At 59.3% G+C, this 22105-nt stretch carries 22 protein-coding genes and 1 tRNA gene; 5 read left to right on the top strand and 18 right to left on the bottom strand.

From position 1 onward, the window contains the following. Window positions 1-129 precede the first annotated feature (129 nt). Together BN1118_RS05625 and zntR are read right to left on the bottom strand one after the other, a co-directional pair. Complete coding sequence (locus BN1118_RS05625) at window positions 130-681, bottom strand: dihydrofolate reductase family protein (protein ID WP_378039944.1); 552 nt, start codon at window positions 679-681, stop codon at window positions 130-132. A gap of 4 nt (window positions 682-685) precedes the next feature. Then, entirely contained in the window at window positions 686-1123 is a 438-nt protein-coding gene (zntR, locus tag BN1118_RS05630; protein WP_043142084.1) for a Zn(2+)-responsive transcriptional regulator, read from the bottom strand. A 421-nt stretch (window positions 1124-1544) separates the two neighbouring features. Here zntR and purH point away from each other — a divergent pair, with 421 nt between their 5' ends. From purH to BN1118_RS05650, 4 genes are all read left to right on the top strand, one after another. Continuing rightward, complete coding sequence (purH, locus tag BN1118_RS05635; RefSeq protein ID WP_043554939.1) at window positions 1545-3137, top strand: bifunctional phosphoribosylaminoimidazolecarboxamide formyltransferase/IMP cyclohydrolase; 1593 nt, start codon at window positions 1545-1547, stop codon at window positions 3135-3137. Window positions 3138-3254: 117 nt separating this feature from the next. Beyond that, window positions 3255-4544, top strand: a complete 1290-nt coding sequence (gene purD, locus BN1118_RS05640; RefSeq protein ID WP_043554940.1) for a phosphoribosylamine--glycine ligase — start codon at window positions 3255-3257, stop codon at window positions 4542-4544. A 280-nt stretch (window positions 4545-4824) separates the two neighbouring features. Next, window positions 4825-5199 (top strand): cytochrome b562, encoded by a 375-nt coding sequence (locus BN1118_RS05645; protein WP_043142093.1) that lies wholly within the window; start codon window positions 4825-4827, stop codon window positions 5197-5199. After that, complete coding sequence (locus BN1118_RS05650; protein ID WP_043554941.1) at window positions 5180-5743, top strand: cytochrome b/b6 domain-containing protein; 564 nt, start codon at window positions 5180-5182, stop codon at window positions 5741-5743. Before BN1118_RS05645 ends, BN1118_RS05650 begins: the two co-directional genes overlap by 20 nt. 144 nt (window positions 5744-5887) lie before the next feature. Here BN1118_RS05650 and BN1118_RS05655 read toward each other — a convergent pair. The 5 genes from BN1118_RS05655 to rpsU form a co-directional block, all read right to left on the bottom strand. After that, window positions 5888-5964: transfer RNA gene (locus BN1118_RS05655), tRNA-Ile, on the bottom strand. A 196-nt stretch (window positions 5965-6160) separates the two neighbouring features. Next, entirely contained in the window at window positions 6161-8056 is a 1896-nt protein-coding gene (rpoD, locus tag BN1118_RS05660) for an RNA polymerase sigma factor RpoD (RefSeq protein WP_290019324.1), read from the bottom strand. 183 nt (window positions 8057-8239) lie between these two features. Continuing rightward, on the bottom strand, window positions 8240-10027 hold the full coding sequence (gene dnaG, locus BN1118_RS05665) for a DNA primase (RefSeq protein WP_043142101.1): 1788 nt from the start codon (window positions 10025-10027) through the stop codon (window positions 8240-8242). An 88-nt stretch (window positions 10028-10115) separates the two neighbouring features. Next, a complete protein-coding gene (locus BN1118_RS05670; RefSeq protein WP_043554942.1) occupies window positions 10116-10559 on the bottom strand; it encodes a GatB/YqeY domain-containing protein in 444 nt (147 codons plus the stop codon). 15 nt (window positions 10560-10574) lie between these two features. Further along, window positions 10575-10790, bottom strand: coding sequence for a 30S ribosomal protein S21 (gene rpsU / locus BN1118_RS21015; RefSeq protein ID WP_005309452.1), 216 nt, complete (start codon window positions 10788-10790; stop codon window positions 10575-10577). A 179-nt stretch (window positions 10791-10969) separates the two neighbouring features. Here rpsU and tsaD point away from each other — a divergent pair, with 179 nt between their 5' ends. Continuing rightward, window positions 10970-11983: a tRNA (adenosine(37)-N6)-threonylcarbamoyltransferase complex transferase subunit TsaD gene (gene tsaD, locus BN1118_RS05680; RefSeq protein ID WP_043142105.1), complete on the top strand. Its 1014-nt coding sequence runs from the start codon at window positions 10970-10972 to the stop codon at window positions 11981-11983. 88 nt (window positions 11984-12071) lie between these two features. Here the strand turns inward: tsaD and rpoS are convergent, their stop codons facing one another. The 11 genes from rpoS to pyrG all read right to left on the bottom strand — a co-directional run bounded on the left by rpoS (window position 12072) and on the right by pyrG (window position 22005). Continuing rightward, window positions 12072-13055, bottom strand: coding sequence for an RNA polymerase sigma factor RpoS (rpoS, locus tag BN1118_RS05685; RefSeq protein ID WP_042872653.1), 984 nt, complete (start codon window positions 13053-13055; stop codon window positions 12072-12074). A gap of 47 nt (window positions 13056-13102) precedes the next feature. After that, entirely contained in the window at window positions 13103-14146 is a 1044-nt protein-coding gene (locus BN1118_RS05690; protein ID WP_043554943.1) for a peptidoglycan DD-metalloendopeptidase family protein, read from the bottom strand. A gap of 9 nt (window positions 14147-14155) precedes the next feature. Then, complete coding sequence (locus tag BN1118_RS05695) at window positions 14156-14737, bottom strand: YqaA family protein (protein ID WP_043554944.1); 582 nt, start codon at window positions 14735-14737, stop codon at window positions 14156-14158. Next, complete coding sequence (locus BN1118_RS05700; RefSeq protein WP_043142113.1) at window positions 14734-15351, bottom strand: protein-L-isoaspartate(D-aspartate) O-methyltransferase; 618 nt, start codon at window positions 15349-15351, stop codon at window positions 14734-14736. Before BN1118_RS05700 ends, BN1118_RS05695 begins: the two co-directional genes overlap by 4 nt. 4 nt (window positions 15352-15355) lie before the next feature. Beyond that, the gene (surE, locus tag BN1118_RS05705) at window positions 15356-16117 is read right to left on the bottom strand and encodes a 5'/3'-nucleotidase SurE (protein WP_043142115.1); all 762 of its coding nucleotides are present in this window, start codon (window positions 16115-16117) and stop codon (window positions 15356-15358) included. After that, window positions 16098-17156, bottom strand: a complete 1059-nt coding sequence (gene truD, locus BN1118_RS05710) for a tRNA pseudouridine(13) synthase TruD (protein ID WP_043142118.1) — start codon at window positions 17154-17156, stop codon at window positions 16098-16100. The genes surE and truD overlap by 20 nt, the downstream gene beginning before the upstream one ends. Further along, window positions 17156-17632, bottom strand: coding sequence for a 2-C-methyl-D-erythritol 2,4-cyclodiphosphate synthase (gene ispF / locus BN1118_RS05715; RefSeq protein WP_043554993.1), 477 nt, complete (start codon window positions 17630-17632; stop codon window positions 17156-17158). Before ispF ends, truD begins: the two co-directional genes overlap by 1 nt. Window positions 17633-17800: 168 nt before the next feature. Then, window positions 17801-18487 (bottom strand): 2-C-methyl-D-erythritol 4-phosphate cytidylyltransferase, encoded by a 687-nt coding sequence (ispD, locus tag BN1118_RS05720; protein WP_043554946.1) that lies wholly within the window; start codon window positions 18485-18487, stop codon window positions 17801-17803. After that, window positions 18480-18797 carry a cell division protein FtsB gene (gene ftsB / locus BN1118_RS05725; protein WP_042872668.1) on the bottom strand — a complete coding sequence of 106 codons (318 nt, stop codon included), beginning with the start codon at window positions 18795-18797 and terminating at the stop codon, window positions 18480-18482. Before ftsB ends, ispD begins: the two co-directional genes overlap by 8 nt. Window positions 18798-18976: 179 nt before the next feature. After that, entirely contained in the window at window positions 18977-20278 is a 1302-nt protein-coding gene (gene eno, locus BN1118_RS05730; protein WP_043142126.1) for a phosphopyruvate hydratase, read from the bottom strand. An 89-nt stretch (window positions 20279-20367) separates the two neighbouring features. Further along, complete coding sequence (gene pyrG / locus BN1118_RS05735) at window positions 20368-22005, bottom strand: glutamine hydrolyzing CTP synthase (RefSeq protein WP_042872670.1); 1638 nt, start codon at window positions 22003-22005, stop codon at window positions 20368-20370. Window positions 22006-22105: the final 100 nt, after the last annotated feature.

Raw genomic sequence — 22105 nt, forward strand, 5'->3', positions numbered from 1 at the left:
CTCCTTTGCGATGACTGACTCTCGTAAGCGATTGTTCAACGCCTGGCCGAAGTGGATCCCACGGTGGCGAAAAACGCGCCGATTGTGCGCCTCCCCGAAGCCGAGTGCAAGCGGGGGTGGCGCAAGGATTCAGGCGGCGGGCGGCAAGGATCCCGGCCGGTAGACGACCCGCACCAGACCACTCGGCAGCAGAGTGCTGGAGACGGGGTTGAGGCCGCCGGGCAGGGTGCCCGCAAACAGCGGCACGCCAGCGCCCAGGGTGACCGGCACCCAGAACAGGGTCAGCTCGTCGACAAGCCCGGCTTGCAGGCCCTGGCGCACCAGATTGCCGCCGTCCAGATAGAGGTGGCGCGCGCCCTCCTGCCACAGCTCGCTCAGTACCTGCGCCAGGGCGCCTTGCCGGAAAGAGACGTTCACAGCCGGCTCGGCCGGCCTGTGGGTCAGCACCACCACCGGCTTGTCGCCGTAGGGCCACTCAGGGAAGGCGCGCACGACATCGAAGGTGTTGCGCCCCATCAGCAGTGCATCCGCGCCCGCCATCAGGGCGTTGTAGCCGGTCTCCTCCCGCGAGTCACTGGAAAAGGGGGTCAGCCAGTCGAGACTGTCCCCCTCCCCGGCGATGAAGCCGTCGAGGGAGAGCGCCAGGAAGGCGGAGATCCGTGGGCGCTGCTTGGTGCTGATAGATTCAGTGCTCATGATCGTGATGCTCGTGGCGGGACGGGGCTCCGGACTCCAGCGTCTCGAGGATGGCGCAGTGCTCCGCCGAGCGCGGGCCGCCACAGCAGATGTTGGAGAGCTCGCGCAGGTTCTCGCGAAAGCGGGTCAGCTCCATGATCTTCTGCTCCACCTGGGCCAGCTTGGTGTCGGCCACCGCCTTCACCTCCTGACAGGTGACTTTGGCCTTGTTGGTATCCAGATCCAGCAGCTCACCTATGTCGGCAAGGGAGAAGCCCACCGACTTGGCACGTATGATGAACTCCAGTCGCCGCCTGTCCTGCTCGCCATAGAGGCGGTAACCGGACTCGTTGCGGATCCCGGGCGAGATGAGGCCGTTCTTCTCGTAAAAACGCAGGGTATCCGCCTTTACCCCGCACGCCTTGGCCAATTCCCCGATCCGATACATGCCCTCTCCCCCATTGGATTTGCCGTTCAAAAAACCGGAACCCACTATCGCCCCTTTGCCAATGGATTGCCAGCCAGGGGCAGAAAACGGGCAAGCAAAAGGTGCCGCGGTCACTTTTTTTCCATCAAAACACTGAAAAGACAAACGTTTCACAAAAAACCACCAGAAAACGTTTAACACCGCACCAGACAAGGCTTTGTCACCTTAAAAAATCCACCACAGCTCACATTTTTTGTGTAGAATACGCGCCCACAAGAGAGCGTCGCGTCAAGCGGGCATTTCCTAAAACACGTTTGCCAACAGCAGGTCTTTTTGGCGAGAGTGGTTTGCGAAATCCCCCACTTCCATTTATTTGGGGACTCTCTGTGTTGAGCCTCGTCTCCCATGGAACGGTCCCCGTTATGCTGAGGACGATAGTGTGATGGAACAAGCTCGACCCATTCGCCGTGCACTGCTGAGTGTGTCTGACAAGACTGGCATCCTGGAATTTGCCAAGGCACTCAACGAACGTGGCGTGGCCTTGCTCTCCACCGGCGGCACCGCCAAGCTGCTCGCCGATGCGGGTCTGCCGGTGACCGAGGTCTCCGACTACACGGGTTTCCCCGAGATGATGGATGGCCGGGTCAAGACCCTGCATCCCAAGGTCCACGGTGGCATTCTCGGTCGTCGCGATCAAGATGACGCCATCATGGCCCAGCACGCTATCTCCCCCATCGACATGGTTGTCGTCAACCTCTACCCCTTCGCCGCGACCGTGGCCAAAGCGGGCTGCACCCTGGCCGATGCGGTCGAGAACATCGACATCGGCGGCCCGACCATGGTTCGCTCCGCCGCCAAGAACCACAAAGACGTAGCCATAGTCGTCAAGGCAGCCGACTACGCGCGCGTGATCGCCGAGATGGATGCCAACGGCAACAGCCTGCAGCTTGCTACCCGTTTTGACCTTGCCATCGCCGCCTTCGAGCACACAGCCGCCTATGATGGCATGATCGCCAACTACTTCGGCACCATGGTGCCTAGCTATGGTGACAACAAGGAAGGCGACGCCGAGTCCCGTTTCCCGCGCACCTTCAACAGCCAGTTCATCAAGAAGCAGGACATGCGCTACGGCGAAAACAGCCATCAGGCTGCCGCCTTCTATGCCGAAGAGCAGGCCGCATCGGGCTCAGTCGCAAGCAGCCAACAGCTGCAGGGCAAGGCGCTCTCCTACAACAACATCGCCGATACCGATGCTGCGCTGGAGTGCGTGAAGGAGTTCAGCGAGCCGGCCTGCGTCATCGTCAAGCATGCCAATCCCTGCGGCGTGGCCATAGGTGACGACCTGCTGACGGCCTACGAGCGCGCCTACCAGACCGATCCCACCTCGGCGTTTGGCGGCATCATAGCCTTCAACCGCGAACTGGATGGGGCTACCGCCGCCGCCATAGTCGCCCGCCAGTTCGTGGAAGTGATCATAGCCCCGAGCGTCAGCCAGGCAGCCCGTGACGCCGTTTCCAACAAGCAGAACGTGCGCCTGCTCGAGTGCGGCCAGTGGACTGCGCCGGCTCAGGGCTTTGACCTCAAGCGGGTCAACGGCGGCCTGCTGGTGCAGGAGCGGGATCTTGGCATGATGACCCAGGGCGACCTGAAGGTGGTCAGCAAGCGCCAACCGACCGAGGCCGAGCTGAAAGACCTGCTGTTCTGCTGGAAAGTGGCCAAGTTCGTCAAATCCAACGCCATCGTCTACGCCAAAGAGGGCCAGACCATAGGGGTCGGCGCCGGCCAGATGAGCCGGGTCTACTCCGCCAAGATCGCCGGCATCAAGGCCGAGGATGAAGGGCTGACGGTGGCGGGCTCCGTCATGGCCTCCGATGCCTTCTTCCCGTTCCGCGATGGCATAGATGCCGCAGCGGCCGCCGGCATCGCCTGCGTCATCCAGCCGGGTGGCTCGATGCGCGATCAGGAGGTGATCGACGCCGCCGACGAACACGGCATGACAATGGTGTTCACCAACATGCGCCATTTCCGTCACTGATGGGTCAGGGTCGCCGCTGGCGGCCCTTTTGTTGTCTCTTTTCCACTGACTATTTTCAACCGGCGACGCGCCATCTGCGGGCCGAGTCGGTTACCACGAATAGAAGCGAGCGATACGATGAAAGTACTGATCATTGGCAATGGCGGTCGTGAACACGCCCTGGCCTGGAAGGCCAAACACTCCCCACTGGTACACCACGTCTTCGTGGCACCGGGCAATGCGGGCACCCAGCTGGAGCCAGGTGTCGAGAACGTCGCCATCGAGGCGACCGACATCGAGGGACTGCTGGCCTTCGCCAGGGAAAAACAGATAGGCCTCACCATAGTCGGGCCGGAAGCGCCGCTGGTGAAAGGGGTGGTCGATGCCTTCCGCGCCGCCGGTCAGCCCATCTTCGGCCCAACCGCCGCCGCTGCCCAGCTGGAAGGCTCCAAGGCCTTCACCAAGGATTTCCTGGCCCGTCACGCCATTCCGACCGCCGACTACCAGAACTTCACCGAGGTGGAGCCGGCACTGGCCTACCTGCGTGAGAAGGGCGCCCCCATCGTCATCAAGGCCGATGGTCTGGCAGCGGGCAAGGGCGTGATCGTCGCCATGACCCTGCAAGAAGCGGAAGACGCCGTGCGTGACATGCTCTCCGGCAATGCGTTCGGCGAAGCGGGTGCCCGGGTGGTGATCGAAGAGTTTCTGGACGGGGAAGAGGCGAGCTTCATCGTCATGGTGGATGGCGAGCACGTGCTGCCCATGGCCACCAGTCAGGATCACAAGCGAGTCGGCGATGGCGACACAGGCCCCAACACAGGTGGCATGGGAGCTTATTCCCCGGCCCCCGTGGTGACGGCGGACGTGCACCAGAAGGTGATGGAGCAGGTGATCATGCCGACCGTGCGTGGCATGGCGGCCGAAGGCAATGTCTACACCGGCTTCCTCTACGCCGGCCTGATGATAGATGGCCAGGGCAACCCCAAGGTGATCGAGTTCAACTGCCGTTTCGGCGACCCGGAAACCCAGCCCATCATGCTGCGGATGCAATCCGATCTGGTGGAACTCTGCCTGGCCGCCTGCGCCGGCAAGCTGGATCAGAAGGAGGCCATCTATGACCCCCGCGCCGCCATCGGCGTGGTGCTGGCAGCGGGCGGTTATCCTGGCGACTACAGCAGCAATCGCCCCATCAGCGGACTGCCGGTGGATGAAGTGGCCGGCGAGAAGGTATTCCATGCCGGCACCCGGCTGGAAGGGGATACCAGCCTGACCCAGGGTGGCCGCGTGCTGTGCGCCACCGCCCTCGGCCATACCGTCGCCGAAGCCCAGCAGCGGGCCTATCAGCTGGCGGCTCGCATCAAGTGGGACGGCCTCTTCTACCGCAAGGACATCGGCTGGCGTGCCATCGAGCGCGAGCAGCAGCAGTAATTTCCACCTGTGACACACAGATTATCATCAGGGCCTGCGGGCCCTTTTTCATATGGTGCGACCGGCTGGATTTGTTAACGGCTCTCACCCTTGCCCCAGGGGGATCCCTCACCACCGCCCTCACATTTTCCCCTCTGGCGTTACCATTTGTGACAAAAAACAGCAATTTTCACAAACAGTTCACGGTGGCTCATGGCATCATGCCTGACATGAACGCCAAATAAGGGTTCATAAGAAACCAATCTAAATTGATAAGCATGTCGTTAAATAAGGAAATCCCATGTTGAAAACTGTTCGCCCCCTGTTGCTGCCCCTGATGTTTGGCCTGATGACCCTGCCCGCCATGGCCGGCGAGCTGGAACAACCGATGAAGAAGATCGGCTTCAACTACAAGCAGGCCGTCAAGGCCGGCGACGCAGCCTCCATGGAGAAACACATCAACGAGATGAAGGCTCAGCTCGACGTCGCCAAGCAGAAGAACATGCCTGCCGCCAAGAAAGAGAAGTTTCTGGAAGGGATGAACGAGGTGCAGACCGAGCTGGATGCCAGCCTGGCAGCCCTCAAGGCGGGTGACGAAGCCAAGGCGCGTGAGCACCTGGCCAAGGTCAATGACCTGAAGAAGGAGTACCACAAATATGCCAAGCAAAAAGGCTGAGCCCTTTCACTGGGATAGTCTGGTCCGCCTCACCCACTGGGGTGTGGCGGCCGCCTGTATCGGCAACCTCTGGCTCAACGATGCCGGGGAAGAGTGGCACGAATGGCTGGGGTATGCCGCCATGGCACTGATCAGCCTGCGCCTGGTGTGGGGGTTCTCTTTCGCCAGGGGCCATGCCCGGCTGCGAGCCCTGATCCCGAGCCGGGCAGATTTTCACCAGCAGGCCGTGGAGCTGCGTGAACGCACCCCGGCAACCCCCGGCCATCACGGTAGCGGCAAGCTGGCGGTATGGGCGCTCTGGCTGACCGTACTGGCCACCGCCGGTAGCGGCTGGTTCCAGAACACAGAGCTGGGTTTCGAACTGGGGGCCGATGACTGGCACCTCTGGTGTACCTGGGCGCTGCAAGGGCTGATCGCGCTGCACCTGACGGCCCTCGCATTCACCTCCTGGCGCCAGCGCAGCAATCTGGTGGTGCGCATGTTGCCTGCGGTGCGCGGCGCACGCCCGCAGCAAGTGCCGGCGCGTCAGGATCAGCATTCCTGACATGTCAGACAGACCCGCGCGCCCCTGGCCGGGTCTGTCCCTTGTCGACTCGCCATTGCCCTCTACGCCGCCGATCTGGATCGATGCTGGTAAATAGCCAGAAACAAAAAGGCCGCTCATGATGAGCGGCCTTTTTACGGAATTTGGTGGCCCCTGCCCGACTTGAACGGGCGACCAATCGATTATGAGTCGACTGCTCTAACCAACTGAGCTAAGGGGCCAGATTGTTGGTTTTGCGGCGTGGATTATAGGGGATGTAGAGAAGCCAGTCTATAGGTAGATCAACCACTTGGCGACATTTTGTCCACTTTCCTGCCAATATTCCTGCCAACCCGCTCACGTCCCGTAAAGTCCGGATAAAACAAAGCCCCGCATGGCGGGGCTTTTGAGACGACGGCTCTGGGCACATACCCGGGACTATTCGTCCAGGAAGCTGCGCAGCACTTCCGAGCGGCTCGGGTGGCGCAATTTGCGCAGTGCCTTGGCTTCGATCTGACGAATACGCTCACGGGTGACGTCGAACTGCTTGCCCACTTCCTCGAGGGTGTGGTCAGTGTTCATGTCGATACCGAAACGCATCCGCAGTACCTTGGCTTCGCGGGCAGTCAGGCCAGCCAGCACTTCGCGCGTCGCGTTGCGCAGGCTTTCGCTGGTCGCCGCATCAGCCGGCAGAGCGAGCGTGGTATCTTCGATGAAGTCGCCCAAGTGGGAGTCTTCATCATCACCGATGGGCGTCTCCATGGAGATGGGCTCCTTGGCGATCTTCAATACCTTGCGGATCTTGTCTTCCGGCATGCCCATGCGCATGGCCAGCTCTTCCGGGTTCGGTTCACGACCCATCTCCTGCAGCATCTGACGGGAGATACGGTTGAGCTTGTTGATGGTCTCGATCATGTGTACCGGGATACGGATGGTACGGGCCTGATCCGCGATGGAGCGGGTTATGGCCTGACGGATCCACCAGGTAGCGTAAGTCGAGAACTTGTAACCACGACGGTATTCAAACTTGTCTACCGCCTTCATCAGACCTATGTTGCCCTCCTGGATCAGATCCAGGAATTGCAGACCACGGTTGGTGTACTTCTTGGCGATAGAGATAACCAGACGCAAGTTGGCCTCAACCATCTCTTTCTTCGCACGGCGGGCCTTGGCCTCACCTATGCTCATGCGGCGGTTGATGTCCTTGATCTGGGCGATGGAGAGACCAGTCTCTTCTTCGATCTGCTGCAACTTGCCGATGGAACGCAGCACTTCTTCGTCCATCTCGACCAGACGCGGAGACCAGGCTTTGCCAGCCTGTTTCTGGTATTCAAACCAGGCAGTTTCACACTCGTTGTTGGTGAAGGCCGCGACGAAGGTTTTCTTCGGCATCTTGGCCTGCTCAACGCAGAGCTTCATGATGATGCGTTCCTGTACGCGGACCCGCTCCATCATCTCGCGCATGTTGTTGACCAGGCGATCGAACTGCTTGGGCATCAGGCGGAATTGACGGAACACATCGGCCAGCAGGGCAATCGCAGCCTGGGTGTCTTCGTGAGCGCGGCCATTCTTCTGGATGGAGAGGCGCGTTACCTCATACTGGGCACGCAGCTCGCCAAACTTTTCGCGAGCGACTTCCGGATCCGGACCACCGTCACCGTCGTCGTCCGAGCTTTCGCCGTCTTCGTCTTCATCTTCGTCTTCATCTTCGTCTTCGTCGGCCAGATCGTCTTCGCCGAGTTCAGAACCGATGTGAGTCGCGGTCGGCGCGACGTCGTCGGTCTCGTTAGGATCGATGAAACCCGAGATGATATCGGACAGACGAAGCTGTTCGGCTTCGTATTTATCATACTGCTCAAGCAGATAGGTAATCGCTTCCGGGTACTCGGCAACTGAGCTTTGTACCTGGTTGATACCGTCTTCGATCCGCTTGGCGATGTCGATTTCGCCTTCGCGGGTCAGCAGTTCGACGGTACCCATTTCCCGCATGTACATGCGGACGGGATCGGTCGTACGACCAATCTCAGATTCAACAGATGCCAGTGCCTGGGCAGCTGCTTCGGCAGCGTCCTCATCGGCGGTGCCACCTTCAGCCATGATAAGGTCATCGGCATCCGGGGCGTTTTCAACCACCTGAATACCCATATCGTTGATCATCTGGATGATGTCTTCGATCTGGTCAGAGTCGACAATGTCTTGCGGGAGGTGATCGTTCACCTCGGCATAGGTCAGGTAGCCCTGTTCTTTACCTTTGGCAACGAGGAGTTTAAGCTGAGACTGCGGGGTTTGCTCCATAGAACTCATCCGGTTGGTGTTGCTAGGTTGCGCGTACAGTGCGCTGCTGCGCAAATAGCCAATTCTAATAGAAAACCGCCAGACATGCTATGTCTGGTTGCGGCGTCGGTCATGAGAAACCCCTGCCCGCAGTATTGTCGGGGCCAGGCGGTTATAAAATTTTTGCTTTTAATCCCGTCGATTCGGGCAACGGTATTCATATTGGGACTAATCACTCAAATATCAAGCCCCACTCTCATTTCTTTTCTCAATCTGTACCTCTCTGATCAGCATCATCAGCTCCTGCGTTTCCTCAGAGCTTAGCCCTTCCTGAGCCACCTTGGCCTGCAGTTCTTCAATTCGTTGCTTCAGAAACTGGTTGATGAAACCGACAAAGGTATCCTGCAGCTCTCCCAGAATATCCGGCTCCTGGTCGAGCTTGATCTCTTCAAACAAGTCGTGCATCGCCAGCTGAGCGAGGATCTCGCCCTCTTTGGTGCCGCGCCAATGCTCCAGCAAGATGCCAGTGGTGATCCCGGGCTGCGCCAGGATCTGCTGATGCAGCTGCAACAGGAACTTGATGCCTTGTACCCGCAGCCCCGCCAGCTCAGGCATGGCCGGCAGTTCGGCCGTCACCGCCGGATATTGCACCATCAGGGCCAGTGCCCGACGCAGCGGCGTCAGCTTGGCGGCCTTGGGTTTGGTGAGTTCGGCCTTGGGTTGGCTATTGCGGGCGAACAGTTCGGCAATGCGCTGCTTGTTCTCACCCCAGCGCATCATGCTGGAGAGACGGGTGATCAGCCCCTCGCGGGTAAACCCCTCCGGTACCCGGCGGATCAGTTCGGCAGCCTTGTTGGCCACCTCGAACTTGCCCGCCTCACCGGACAGTGCAGCATCCCGCCCCAGACGCTCGAACATGAAGTCGGCGAAAGGCTGTGCCTGATCCAGCAGGGCCTCGAAACCCTCCCTGCCAATCTGGCGGACCAGCGAATCGGGATCCTCACCATCGGGCAGGAATACGAACTTGAGTTCACGCCCATCCTGCAGATGAGAGAGGGCATTATCCAGCGCCCGCCAGGCCGCCTCACGGCCGGCCTTGTCGCCGTCATAGCAGCAGACCACTTCGGCCGTGGTACGAAACAGGGTGTGGATATGGTCAGTGGTGGTGGCAGTACCCAGCGCCGCCACCGCATAATCGATGTCGTACTGACCGAGGGCTACCACGTCCATGTAGCCCTCCACCACCAGGATCCGGCGAGGATCCTTGTGGGCCTGCTTCACCTCATAGAGGCCGAACAGCTCCCGTCCCTTGTGGAAGATGGGGGTTTCCGGCGAGTTGAGGTACTTGGGCGTACCCTCTCCCAGCACACGGCCGCCAAAACCTATGACCCGGCCTCGCTTGTCCCGGATCGGGAACATGATGCGATCACGAAAGCGATCATAGCTGCCGGGACCGCTGTCACGCGTGATCAGCATGCCACCCGAGATGAGCAGTTGCTCGTGATCCCGGCTGGCGCCAAAGCGGCGTCTCACCTGATCCCAGTCTGCGGGGGCATAACCGATATTGAAACGCTTGACCACTTCACCAGTCAGACCGCGCCCCTTCAAGTATTCTACCGCCTGGGGTGCGCTCTTGAGATTGCTCTCGTAGAAGCGGGCGATCTGGTTCATCAGCTCATAGAGATCCTTGCTGACGGCCGGTTGGCTATTGGTCGAGCCACCAATGCTCTGCTCGCGAGGCACCTGCATGCCCTGCATGCTGGCGAGCTCTTCGATGGCATCGGGGAATTCGAGACCGTCGTACTCCATGACAAAGCCGATGGCATTGCCGTGAGCGCCACAACCGAAGCAGTGATAGAACTGTTTCTCCTGGCTGACGGTAAAAGAAGGACTTTTTTCGTTATGAAAAGGGCAGCAAGCCTGGTAGTTCTTACCGGCTTTTTTCAGCCGCACTCGCGAGTCGATCAGCTCGACTATGTCTGTGCGTACGAGCAGATCATCGATAAAGGATTGTGGGATCCTGCCTGCCATAACCGTCCTGTTTCACTGCGTAGAAAATAAAAAAGCCGCGCATTCCCAGGGAAGCACGGCTTCTTCGACCAAACAAGAGAGTTGCCTGTTACGCCAAGCGGGTTTTCACCTGAGCACTGACGGCGCCGACATCGGCACGCCCCTGAATTTTCGGCTTCAAGACAGCCATGACCTTGCCCATATCAGCCATGACGGCAGCACCACTTTCAGCGATGGCTTGCTCAATCAGTGCGGCAATTTCGTCTGCGGTCAGCTGTTGTGGCAGGAATTCCTGCAGCACAACGATCTCTGCGGACTCTTTGTCGGCGAGATCCTGGCGACCGGCAGCTTCAAATTGGCTGATGGAATCGCGGCGCTGTTTGACCATTTTGGTCACGACAGCGAGGATATCCTCATCATTGAGCTCGATACGGGAATCAACTTCACGTTGCTTGATTTCTGCCATCAACAAACGGATCGCCCCCAAGCGAGCCTTATCTCTGGCAAGCATGGCAAGTTTTTGTTGATCCTTGAGTTGATCCTTCAGAGACACGGCATTATCTCCCGATTAGTACAGGCGGATACGACGTGCGTTTTCGCGAGACAGCTTCTTGGCGTGACGCTTTACAGCAGACGCTTTGGCGCGCTTACGAATGGTAGTCGGCTTCTCGTAGAACTCACGGCTACGAACTTCAGACAGGATACCGGCCTTTTCGCAAGAACGCTTGAAGCGACGCAGAGCAACGTCAAACGGCTCATTTTCACGGACTTTGATTACTGGCATGTGCCTTTCACCTCAGTGATATATTGTTAGCTGACCATCAGTCGATCAGCATGTCTTAAAATGGTGCGAAATTATACTCTGGACAGGGAATGAAAGTAAACCCGCAGAGATCGCTCTGGTTTAAAAAACCCGCGAAGGTTACCATAGCCGTCTCATTTTAGCAGTGAAATTTTTTAGCAATGCGTGTATTGGGCATAGAGACATCCTGTGACGAAACCGGGATCGCGATCTTCGACGATCAAAAAGGGATCCTTTCCCATCAGTTATACAGCCAGGTCAAGCTGCATGCGGACTACGGTGGCGTCGTCCCCGAGCTCGCCAGCCGGGATCACGTTCGCAAGACGATCCCTTTGATCCAGGCCGCATTGCAAGAGGCGGGACTGGATAAAGATGACATAGACGGCATCGCCTATACCGCGGGTCCAGGGCTGGTTGGCGCCATTCTGGTAGGGGCCACCATAGGCCGCTCGCTGGCAATGGCGTGGAACAAACCGGCCATCGCCGTGCATCATATGGAAGGCCACCTGCTGGCTCCCATGCTGGAAGAGAGAGCACCCGAGTTCCCCTTCGTGGCGCTGCTGGTCTCCGGCGGTCACTCCATGCTGGTACGGGTCGACGGTATCGGCAGCTATCAGCTGCTGGGCGAGTCGATCGATGATGCCGCCGGTGAGGCCTTTGACAAGACCGCCAAGTTGATGGGGCTGGACTACCCGGGTGGCCCCCTGCTCTCCCGGCTGGCCGAGAAAGGTGCCAGCGGCCGCTTCCACTTTCCCCGCCCCATGACGGACAGGCCCGGACTCGACATGAGCTTCTCCGGCCTCAAGACCTTTGCTGCCAACACCATTGCCGCCAACGGTGACGATGAGCAGACCCGCGCCGACATAGCCCGTGCGTTTGAAGATGCAGTGGTCGATACCCTGGCCATCAAGTGCCGTCGGGCGTTGAAAGAGACCGGCCTCACGCGGCTGGTGGTCGCCGGTGGCGTCAGCGCCAACCGTCACCTGCGTGCCCAGCTGGCCGAGCTGATGGAGAGCCTCAAAGGCGAGGTATTCTATCCGCGTACCGAATATTGCACCGATAACGGCGCCATGATCGCCTATGCCGGCATGCAGCGTCTGAAGGCAGGTGTATTCGAGCCGCTGGCGGTCAAGGCGGTGCCGCGCTGGCCGCTGGACACCCTGGATCCTGTGTGATCCTGCGGATCCGGTTGCAATGAAAAAGGGGCTCATGGCCCCTTTTTTGTTGTTGTCAGCCGCGCCAATGCGGCCTGATTGGTACTCGCTAATTGGTACGAAACAGCGCCTCGATGGAGAGTCCCTGCCCCAGCAGGATCTCCCGCAGGCGGCGCAGTCCTTCCACCTGGATCTGGCGTACCCGCTCCCGGGTCAAGCCGATCTCGGACCCCACGTCTTCCAGCGTGGCCGGTTCATAACCGAGCAGACCGAAACGACGCGCCAGCACCTCGCGCTGCTTGGGATTAAGCTCCTCCAGCCAGTGCACTATGCTGGCACGCATGTCGTCATCCTGCGACTCCAGCTCGGGCCCCATGCCACGTTCGTCAGAGAGCACATCCAGCAGCGCCTTGTCGCGATCTCCGCCGATGGGAGTATCCACAGAGGTGATCTTCTCGTTGAGCTTGAGCATGCGATTCACGTCGTCTACAGAACGATCCAGCGCAAAGGCGATGTCTTCTGCGGTCGGCTCATGATCGAGACGGTGAGAGAGTTCACGAGCGGTACGCAGATAGACGTTCAGCTCCTTGACCACATGGATGGGCAGACGGATGGTGCGAGTCTGGTTCATGATGGCCCGCTCTATGGTCTGGCGGATCCACCAAGTGGCATAGGTCGAGAAACGGAAGCCGCGCTCCGGGTCGAATTTCTCTACCGCGCGGATGAGGCCGAGGTTGCCCTCTTCGATGAGATCCAGCAGCACCAGGCCGCGGTTGTTGTAGCGACGGGCGATCTTGACCACCAATCGCAGATTGGACTCAATCATGCGCTTGCGGGCGGCTTTATCGCCTCGCAAGGCACGACGAGCGTAATAGACTTCTTCTTCGGCGGTGAGCAGGGGGGAGAAACCTATCTCCCCCAGATAGAGCTGGGTGGCATCCATCACCTTGTTCAGTTCCGGTGCCATCAGTTCGTCGGAAATAGTCTCTTCGACCTCGGCCGCTACTTCCCGAACCTCTTCCTCCTCGTGGGTCTCCAGCTCCTCGTCGAACTCTAACTCTGCATCCTGCATAACCAGTTGTTCTTGGCTCATGGCGTGTCTCCCTGACCTGAACCAGAGTATGACTTAACTCTCTGGGGTTAACGCTTTGGCAAATGGCTCATCGGGTTTATCGATTTGCCTCGATACCGGATTTCAAAGTGCAATCGCACATCCGGTGCGTCCGTGCTACCCATGTTGGCAATGACTGCTCCGCCCTTGACGCTGTCCCCTTCCCTGACCCGTAACTCATCATTGTGAGCGTAGGCAGAGAGGTAGTCATCATCATGCTTGAGGATGATCAGCTTGCCATAACCCCTTAGTGCGCTACCCGCATAGACGACCTTGCCGCCACTCGCTGCGTAGACGGGTTGTCCCTTCTGACCAGCGATATCTATGCCCTTGTTTCCCTGTTCTGCAACGGAGAAACCCTCGACGATCCGGCCTTGTGTCGGCCAGTGCCAAGAAAGTCTCGACTGAGGCTTGTTGTCTGTTTTTTGTTCTTTGATCTGAGCGTATTCTTTTGAAGATGGCTGAGCAATCGTTTTCTGTTTGATAAATGGGGTGGTCGTACCTGATGGCGCTGTCGCCAGAGGTTTGGGGCCGGTGCTTTGTGGCGTGACCGGACGGGTCGCGGCAACCATCTGGCTGTCTCCCGTACTGGCAGACTGCACATTCAGCACCTGGCCGACGTGGAGTGCATAGGGCGTCTGCAGACTGTTGCTCTGTGCCAGCGTCTGATTCGACATGCCAAACTGACGGCCTATGCTGCTCAGGGTATCACCGCGCCGTACCTGGTAGGTGCCGGCACTGCGGGCAACAGTCTGACTGCCAGCGGATGAATCGAACCGGATCTGTTGCCCTGGATAGATGTTATAGGGAGGGCTGATGCCGTTGAGGCTGGCCAGAGACGGCACATCATTGCCCGAGTTGAAGGCGATGGAGTAGAGGGTATCCCCTTTTTTCACCGTGTAGCTGTTGCCCTGAATGGCCGGCTGAGCCGCCCCCTGACGAATCGGTACTGTGGAAACGAGGCGATCATTGCCCAATCCCTGTACCGGAGCAGCAGTCTTGCTGGAAGAGCAAGCGAGCAGCAGCCATGACAACACGACGATACTGCTTCCTTGCCAAACACGCGAACGCATAGTGGATCCTTAACGACTAAACCAGAAATAGGCCACAACGGCCAAACCAATACAGAGCCAGCCCAGCACATCCACATAGTGCATCAGCTTGCGCTCCATCTTCTCACCGCCCCAGCGCATCAGGCCTGCCACCAGGAAAAAGCGCATGCCACGACCGATCAACGAGGTCACGATGAAGGGCAACAGCGCCATTTGCAGCAGGCCTGCCGTGACGGTAAACACCTTGTAGGGGATCGGCGTGAAGCTGGCAATAAAAATCACCCAGATGCCCCACTGCTCGAACCACTGCCGGGCCAGGCTAATTTTGTCTTCATATCCCACCGAGGCAACCAGCGGCTGCACCACTGGCTCCCACAGGGCATAGCCGAGTGCATAGCCAAACAACGCCCCCAATACGGAGAAGGTTGTCGCCAACCCGGCGTAGTGCCACGCCTTGTGCGGCCTGGCCAGCGCCATGGGCGCCAGCATGACGTCCACCGGGATCGGCCAGAACACAGACTCGACAAAGGCGGTGATCGCCAGATAATAAGGGGCGTACTTGTGGCGGGCCCACTGCATCACCAGCACGTACAGACGAGAAAACAAGGTCACTCAACATCTCCGTCGATCAGGGGAACAAACCGCACCGGCTCCAGGATCTTGCTGGTCAGCTGGGAGCCGGATCGCTCGATCAGCTGCAGCGTCTGCTGGCTGTCCCCCACCGGCAGTACCAGACGGCCGCCATCAGCCAGTTGATCGGTGAGGGCTGTGGGCACCTCGCTGGCCGCCGCAGTCACCAGGATCGCGTCAAACGGCCCCTTGTTGGGCCAGCCCAGCCAGCCGTTGCCGTGCTTGGCGGAGACATTGTGCAGATCGAGCTGCCGCAGCCGGCGTCTGGCCTGGAACTGCAGCGACTTGATCCGCTCCACCGTGTAGACATGCTCCACCAGGTGAGCCAGCACCGCCGTCTGATAACCGGAGCCAGTGCCGATCTCCAGCACGTGGGCCGGATCATTCTGGATCAGCAACTCTGTCATCCGCGCCACCATATAAGGCTGGGAGATGGTCTGACCGTGGCCTATGGGCAACGCCGTGTTGTCCCAGGCCTTGTGGGCCATGGCTTCATCCACAAACAGCTGGCGCGGCACTTTCGCAATCGCCGCGAGTACGCGGAAATCACGAATGTCCTGTGCGATCAGCTGGTTTAACAGGCGCTGTACTATCACACCTTCATCCCTGCAGGTCTAACCAAGCCCCCAGACCCGCCAGACTGCTGTAGGCAGTCATATCGATGGTCAGGGGGGTGATCGAGACGTAGCCCTGCTCGATGGCGGCGAAATCCGTGCCTTCTCCCGCATCCTGCTGGCTGCCGGGGGGGCCGATCCAGTAGATGGGCTGACCACGGGGATCCTCGCTGCAGATCACAGATTCCGCCCGATGGCGGTTGCCAAGGCGAGTCACCCTGATCCCCTTGATCTGATCGAGGGGCAGGTCCGGCACGTTGACGTTGAGGATCTGATCGGCAGGCAGCGGGTGCACCATCATGCCCTTCACCAGCAGGGCCGCATAGTGGGCCGCACTGGCGAAATGGGTCTTGCCTACCAGCGAGATGGCCAGCGAGGGAAAGCCGAGGTGACGCCCTTCGGTAGCCGCCGCGACCGTGCCCGAGTAGATGACATCATCCCCCAGGTTGGCACCGTGGTTGATGCCAGCCACCACCATGTCGGGTTCAGGGCGCACCAGTTCGTTGACCGCCAGATGCACGCAGTCGGTCGGCGTCCCCTTCACCGCATAGCTCTCGATCCCATTAAAACCGGTTTCGCTGAGACGGGTAACCCGCAACGGCACCTCCAGCGTCAGGGAGTGACTCGCGCCGCTGCGGTTGCGATCCGGCGCCACTACTATGACTTCGCCACAGGCCGTCAGCGCAGTGCTGAGGGCTCGGATCCCCTCGGCATGCACGCCATCGTCATTACTGACCAGAATTCGCATCGGACTGATTCCTGAAACCATGATCGGCCTCTTCGGCCTGCATTAATTCGCGTACCACGCTGGTGGCAAAGGCACCGGCCGGCAGGAAGAACGACAGGGTCAAGGCCTCGCCGTCCAGCTGCCAGCTCATCTGTTCCGGCTTGAGCAGGAGCGGGCGGCGGTCCTGATCCAGCCCGGCCTTCTCCAGACCTGCGCACCATTCGGGGTAAGCGGCCAGCACTCTCTGCTCGAACTCGGCCGCTGCCCCCTGGCTCGCCAGCCGGCCACGGCCCCACTGGGGAGCGGTCAGCTGCACGTCACCGGAAGCGAGACGCGCCTCCAGCTCCGGGGTCAGCAACTCTTCGCTGAAGATGGAGTGGCTGCCCTTTAGCATCACGCAATCACCGGCCAGCAGCTGGTGAGCCAGCCCCTGCTCGATACGGGCACTGACGATGGCATTGAACAGCATGCTGCGAGCGGCGGAGAGGTAGAGGGAGCGCTTGTTGCGATCATTGATCCGCTTGCCGGCAAACATCGCCTTGGCCGCTTCCAGATTGTTGCCACCCCGGCCAAAACGCTGCTCGCCGTAATAGTTCGGCACCCCCTGACTGGTGATGGCCTGCAGGCGAGACGCCAGTCCCTCGGTCTGTTCCAGCCCGGTCAGACGCAGGGTGAAGTGGTTGCCCTTGAGATAGCCAACCCGCAGCTTCTTGTTGTGGCGCTTCACCTGCAGGATCTGGATGCTGTCACTCTCGATCACCGAAAGGTTCGGCTCTGCCTTGCCCGGCAGGTGAATGCCGAACCACTGCTCGGTCACGGCGTGGCGATCCTTGAGGCCAGCCCAGGTCACAGCGTTGCGATTGACCCCGGCCGCATCGGCCAGCAGGCCCGCCACCCAAGCGGTGTTCTCGCCGGTTTTGCGCACCCGCACGAAAATGTGTTCGCCCTCGCCGCAGGGCTCGAAGCCGAGATCCTCAACCACCACGAAATCACTGGCCTCGGCCTTGAGGATGCCACGGGCGGCGGGCGCTCCGTGCAGATAACTGAGTTGTTCCAACATTATTGTTTCACCAGTAAGACGACGGCTTCGGTGGCGATCCCTTCCTTGCGCCCCGTAAACCCGAGTTGTTCTGTGGTAGTCGCCTTGACATTCACCCGGTTCAAATCACACATCAGGTCGGCGGCCAGCACGGCGCACATGGCGTCGATATGGGGTGCCATCTTGGGGGCCTGAGCTATGATGGTCACGTCCAGATTGCCGATGGCATAACCCGCCTTTTTTACTCGGGCAAACACGTCCCGCAGCAGGATCCGGCTGTCGATCCCCTTGAATTGCGCGGCGGTATCGGGAAAGTGGCGGCCTATGTCACCGGCGCCTATGGCGCCAAGCAGGGCATCGCTCACCGCGTGCAGTACCACATCGCCGTCGGAATGGGCCAGCAGTCCCTGTTCATACGGCACGGTGACGCCACCCAGCATGCAGGGGCCAACCCCACCAAATTTGTGTACATCAAAACCATGTCCAATTCGTATCACGCCTGACATCCTCCAAACACGCAGGAAACTTCTCCGCCTAAACCTTGTTCACCTCAAGATCGGCCTGACATCCTCCAAACAGGCAGGAGACTCATCCACCCAAACCCTGAGCACCTCAACCGCACGTCCCATCCGGATCATGCTCGCTCCTTGTCTGGGTGTATCGACTTATGCCTGCTGGCTTAAAAACAGCCCCGCCAGAGAGAGATCCTCCGGCCGGGTCACCTTGATGTTGTCGGCACGCCCTTCCACCATGCGTACTGTGAAACCGGCACGCTCCATGGCGGAGGCCTCGTCGGTAATGGTAGCCCCCAAGGCCAGCCCCTCCTCCAGCGCCCGCAGCAGAGTGCGGGCGGGAAACATCTGCGGCGTCAGGGCATGCCAGAGCTGCTCGCGATCGACGGTGCCGAGTATGTTGCCCATGGCGTCTGAACGCTTCATGGTGTCGCGCACCCGGCTGCCGAGAATAGCGCCACCACACTGGATGGCGGTGGCGATGAGCCGGTCGAGATCGCCGTGGGTCAGACAGGGACGGGCGGCATCGTGCACCAGCACCCACCCACCCTCTGCCACATGCAGCGCATTGAGAACGGAAAAGGCGCGCTCGGCGCCCCCCTCTACCCGCAGGACACGCGGGTCGGTCGCAACGGGCAGGGCATCAAACCAGCGATCGTGGGGCGCCAGCGCCACTATCACCCGAGCGATGGCCGGGTGTGACAGCAGGGCGCCGAGGGTATGCTCGAGAATGGTCTGTCCCGCCAGTTGCAGATACTGTTTCGGACAATCGGCGCCCATCCGGCTGCCAATCCCGGCGGCGGGGACTATGGCGCTCAGCCCGGTCTGGCGATCAGTCATCGTAGGCTGCGTCTCCCGAGCTGGAGCCCTTGTCCTTATCCTTGGGGATGATCCGGTAGAAGGTCTCGCCCTGCTTGATGTAGCCGAGATCGTTGCGCGACAGCTCCTCTATGGCCTCGAGGCCCGAGGTCAGATCGTCAATCTCGCGATAAATCAGGTTGTTGCGATCCTTGAGTACCAGATTGTCCTGCTGCTGCCGGGAGATGGCGTCGGACAATTCGTGATAATCGGACAGGCCATTCTTCCCCAGCCAGAGGTCATATTGAAGCCCTCCCAACAGGAAGAGCAGGATAAGAGTGAGTAGCCGCATGCACTGAGTCTCCTTCAAGCGGCCTAGTTTCCCATATTCGCAGGCAAGACAAAAGGAAGCCTGTGTCCCGGATGGGCTGGGCCGGAATAAAAAATGCAGAAACCGCACCCGGCGATGACGGAAACGAAAAAGCCCCGCCAGATTGGCGGGGCTTTGAGCAGATTAAGGGCGGGCTGGAATTAAGCCTGGTTTTTAACTTCTTTCAGACCGCGGAAAGGAGCTTTGGCACCCAGAGCTTCTTCGATACGGATCAGCTGGTTGTACTTGGCAACACGGTCAGAACGGCTCATGGAACCGGTCTTGATCTGGCCAGCAGCGGTACCAACAGCCAGGTCGGCGATGGTCGCGTCTTCGGTCTCACCGGAGCGGTGGGAGATGACGGCAGTGTAGCCAGCGTCTTTGGCCATCTTGATGGCAGCCAGAGTTTCGGTCAGGGAACCGATCTGGTTGAACTTGATCAGGATGGAGTTGGCAACGCCGTTGTCGATGCCGCGCTTCAGGATCTTGGTGTTGGTTACGAACAGGTCGTCACCCACGATCTGGATTTTCTTGCCCAGTTCAGCAGTCTGGTAAGCAAAACCGTCCCAGTCAGATTCGTCCAGGCCATCTTCGATGGAGACGATCGGGAACTTGGTGGTCAGGTCAGCCAGGTAGTCAGAGAAACCGTTGGAGGTGAAGATACGACCTTCGCCTTTCAGGTTGTACTCTTTCTTCTCTGCGTCGTAGAACTCGGAAGCAGCACAGTCCATGGCCAGGGTGATGTCTTTACCCAGGACATAGCCAGCAGCAGCAACGGCTTCTGCGATCACTTCCAGCGCTTCGGCGTTGGATTTCAGGTTGGGAGCGAAACCACCTTCGTCACCAACAGCAGTGTTGTAGCCCTTGGACTTCAGCACTTTGGCCAGGTTGTGGAACACTTCGGCGCCCATGCGAACGGCTTCTTTCAGGGTCTTGGCGCCAACCGGCTGGATCATGAACTCCTGGATGTCGACGTTGTTGTCGGCGTGCTCACCACCGTTGATGATGTTCATCATTGGCAGCGGCATGGAGTAAACACCCGCGGTGCCGTTCAGCTCGGCGATGTGAGCGTACAGCGGCATGCCTTTGGCGGCAGCGGCGGCTTTGGCGTTGGCCAGGGAAACAGCCAGGATGGCGTTGGCGCCAAACTTGGATTTGTTCTCGGTGCCGTCGAGGTCGATCATGATCTGGTCGATAGCGGCCTGGTCCTTGGCATCTTTACCCAGCAGAGCTTGAGCGATCGGGCCGTTTACGGCTTCGAGGGCTTTCAGAACGCCTTTACCCAGGAAACGGCTCTTGTCGCCGTCACGCAGTTCCAGCGCTTCGCGGGAACCGGTGGACGCGCCAGACGGAGCGGCTGCCATACCAACAAAACCACCTTCCAGGTGAACTTCGGCCTCAACGGTCGGGTTACCACGGGAGTCGATGATTTCACGACCGATCACTTTAACGATCTTGGACATGTGTATTTCCTCAGGTTTCGTAAAAAAACAACAAAAATATGCCAAAAAAAGCGGCTGTGGCACAGAGCCTCAACCGCATTTATTTTCAATTACTTCAGATTACGCTTCTGATACTCGCCTGCCGCCTTCACAAAACCGGCGAACAGGGCGTGGCCATCACGGGGAGTCGAGGTGAACTCCGGGTGGAACTGCGCCGCCACGAACCAAGGGTGATCCGGGATCTCGATAATTTCCACCAATTTTTTGTCGGCGGAGAGACCGGTCACTTTCAGACCTGCCGCTTCAATCTGCGGCAGCAGCTTGTTGTTCACTTCGTAACGGTGACGGTGGCGCTCGTAAATGGTCGGGCTGCCGTACATCTGACGCACCTTGGAACCTTCGACCAAGTGGCAGAGCTGGGAACCCAGACGCATGGTGCCGCCCAGATCGGACTTCTCGGTACGAGTCTCGACGTTGCCTTCGTCATCCACCCACTCGGTGATGAGACCGACGACCGGATAGGCGCAATCTTTCTTGAATTCGGAGGAGTGAGCCCCTGTCATGCCCGCCACGTTGCGTGCAAATTCGATCATGGCAACCTGCATGCCGAGGCAGATGCCCAGATAGGGGATCTTGTTCTCACGGGCATACTGGGCAGCCTGGATCTTGCCTTCCACGCCGCGCTCACCGAAGCCACCCGGCACCAGGATCGCGTCCAGACCTTCCAGCAGCTCGGAGCCACGGGTCTCGATGTCCTGGGAGTCGATGTACTTGATGGTGACGGAGAGACGAGTCTTGAGGCCACCGTGCTTGAGCGCCTCGTTGACGGACTTGTAGGCATCCGGCAGGGAGACATACTTGCCGACCATGCCGATGGTCACTTCCGCAGTCGGGTTGGCCTCTTCGAAAACCACCTGTTCCCACTCGGACAGGTCAGCCTCCTTGCACTCCAGACCGAAACGCTCGGTGAAGTAGGAGTCCAGATTCTGGGACTTGAGCAGGGCCGGGATCTTGTAGATTGAATCGACGTCTTTCATGGAGATGACGGCGCGCTCAGGCACGTTGCAAAACAGGGCAATCTTGGCACGCTCATTGGCCGGAATGGCACGGTCAGATCGGCAGATCAGCACATCCGGCTGGATCCCGATGGAGAGCAGCTCTTTCACCGAGTGCTGGGTCGGCTTGGTCTTCACCTCGCCGGCGGCAGCCAGGTAAGGTACCAGGGTCAGGTGCATGAACATGGCGCTGTTGCGGCCCACTTCGGCAGCCAGCTGACGAATGGCCTCGAGGAACGGAAGGGACTCGATGTCGCCCACGGTACCGCCCACTTCGACGATAGCAACCTGATGGCCTTCGGCACCGGCAATCACCCGCTCCTTGATGGCGTTGGTGATGTGCGGGATGACCTGAATGGTGGCACCCAGATAGTCGCCACGGCGCTCTTTGCGCAGCACGTCGGCGTAGATGCGACCAGTGGTAAAGTTGTTGCGGCGAGTCATCTTGGTGCGGATGAAACGCTCATAGTGGCCCAGATCCAGATCGGTTTCGGCCCCGTCCTCGGTTACGAATACTTCACCGTGCTGGGTCGGGCTCATGGTGCCCGGATCCACGTTGATATAGGGGTCCAGTTTCATGATGGTCACATCCAGACCACGGGCTTCCAGAATGGCTGCCAGAGAAGCTGCGGCAATGCCTTTGCCGAGGGATGAAACAACGCCACCAGTTACAAAAATATATTTTGTCGTCATGCTGAACCTGAAAGAAGTTTAGGGAATTTTAAGGGGTGCTTCGGGGATGAAGCAGGACGGGGAAACAGTATACCAAAACCCCCTCTCCCAAACAATGAAC

Origin of the sequence: Aeromonas bestiarum (assembly GCF_000819745.1) — a bacterium.
GTDB classification, from domain to species: Bacteria; Pseudomonadota; Gammaproteobacteria; order Enterobacterales; family Aeromonadaceae; genus Aeromonas; species Aeromonas bestiarum.

Bases quoted from the DNA above. Each gene is read 5' to 3' on its own strand.
- tsaD (WP_043142105.1), top strand. From the start codon at position 10,970: ATGCGTGTATTGGGCATAGAGACATCCTGTGACGAAACCGGGATCGCG.
- purD (WP_043554940.1), top strand. From the start codon at position 3,255: ATGAAAGTACTGATCATTGGCAATGGCGGTCGTGAACACGCCCTGGCC.
- rpoS (WP_042872653.1), bottom strand. From the start codon at position 13,055: ATGAGCCAAGAACAACTGGTTATGCAGGATGCAGAGTTAGAGTTCGAC.
- BN1118_RS05650 (WP_043554941.1), top strand. From the start codon at position 5,180: ATGCCAAGCAAAAAGGCTGAGCCCTTTCACTGGGATAGTCTGGTCCGC.
- BN1118_RS05645 (WP_043142093.1), top strand. From the start codon at position 4,825: ATGTTGAAAACTGTTCGCCCCCTGTTGCTGCCCCTGATGTTTGGCCTG.
- ispD (WP_043554946.1), bottom strand. From the start codon at position 18,487: ATGACTGATCGCCAGACCGGGCTGAGCGCCATAGTCCCCGCCGCCGGG.
- zntR (WP_043142084.1), bottom strand. From the start codon at position 1,123: ATGTATCGGATCGGGGAATTGGCCAAGGCGTGCGGGGTAAAGGCGGAT.
- eno (WP_043142126.1), bottom strand. From the start codon at position 20,278: ATGTCCAAGATCGTTAAAGTGATCGGTCGTGAAATCATCGACTCCCGT.
- BN1118_RS05690 (WP_043554943.1), bottom strand. From the start codon at position 14,146: ATGCGTTCGCGTGTTTGGCAAGGAAGCAGTATCGTCGTGTTGTCATGG.
- purH (WP_043554939.1), top strand. From the start codon at position 1,545: ATGGAACAAGCTCGACCCATTCGCCGTGCACTGCTGAGTGTGTCTGAC.
- rpsU (WP_005309452.1), bottom strand. From the start codon at position 10,790: ATGCCAGTAATCAAAGTCCGTGAAAATGAGCCGTTTGACGTTGCTCTG.
- dnaG (WP_043142101.1), bottom strand. From the start codon at position 10,027: ATGGCAGGCAGGATCCCACAATCCTTTATCGATGATCTGCTCGTACGC.
- truD (WP_043142118.1), bottom strand. From the start codon at position 17,156: ATGTTGGAACAACTCAGTTATCTGCACGGAGCGCCCGCCGCCCGTGGC.
- pyrG (WP_042872670.1), bottom strand. From the start codon at position 22,005: ATGACGACAAAATATATTTTTGTAACTGGTGGCGTTGTTTCATCCCTC.
- ftsB (WP_042872668.1), bottom strand. From the start codon at position 18,797: ATGCGGCTACTCACTCTTATCCTGCTCTTCCTGTTGGGAGGGCTTCAA.
- surE (WP_043142115.1), bottom strand. From the start codon at position 16,117: ATGCGAATTCTGGTCAGTAATGACGATGGCGTGCATGCCGAGGGGATC.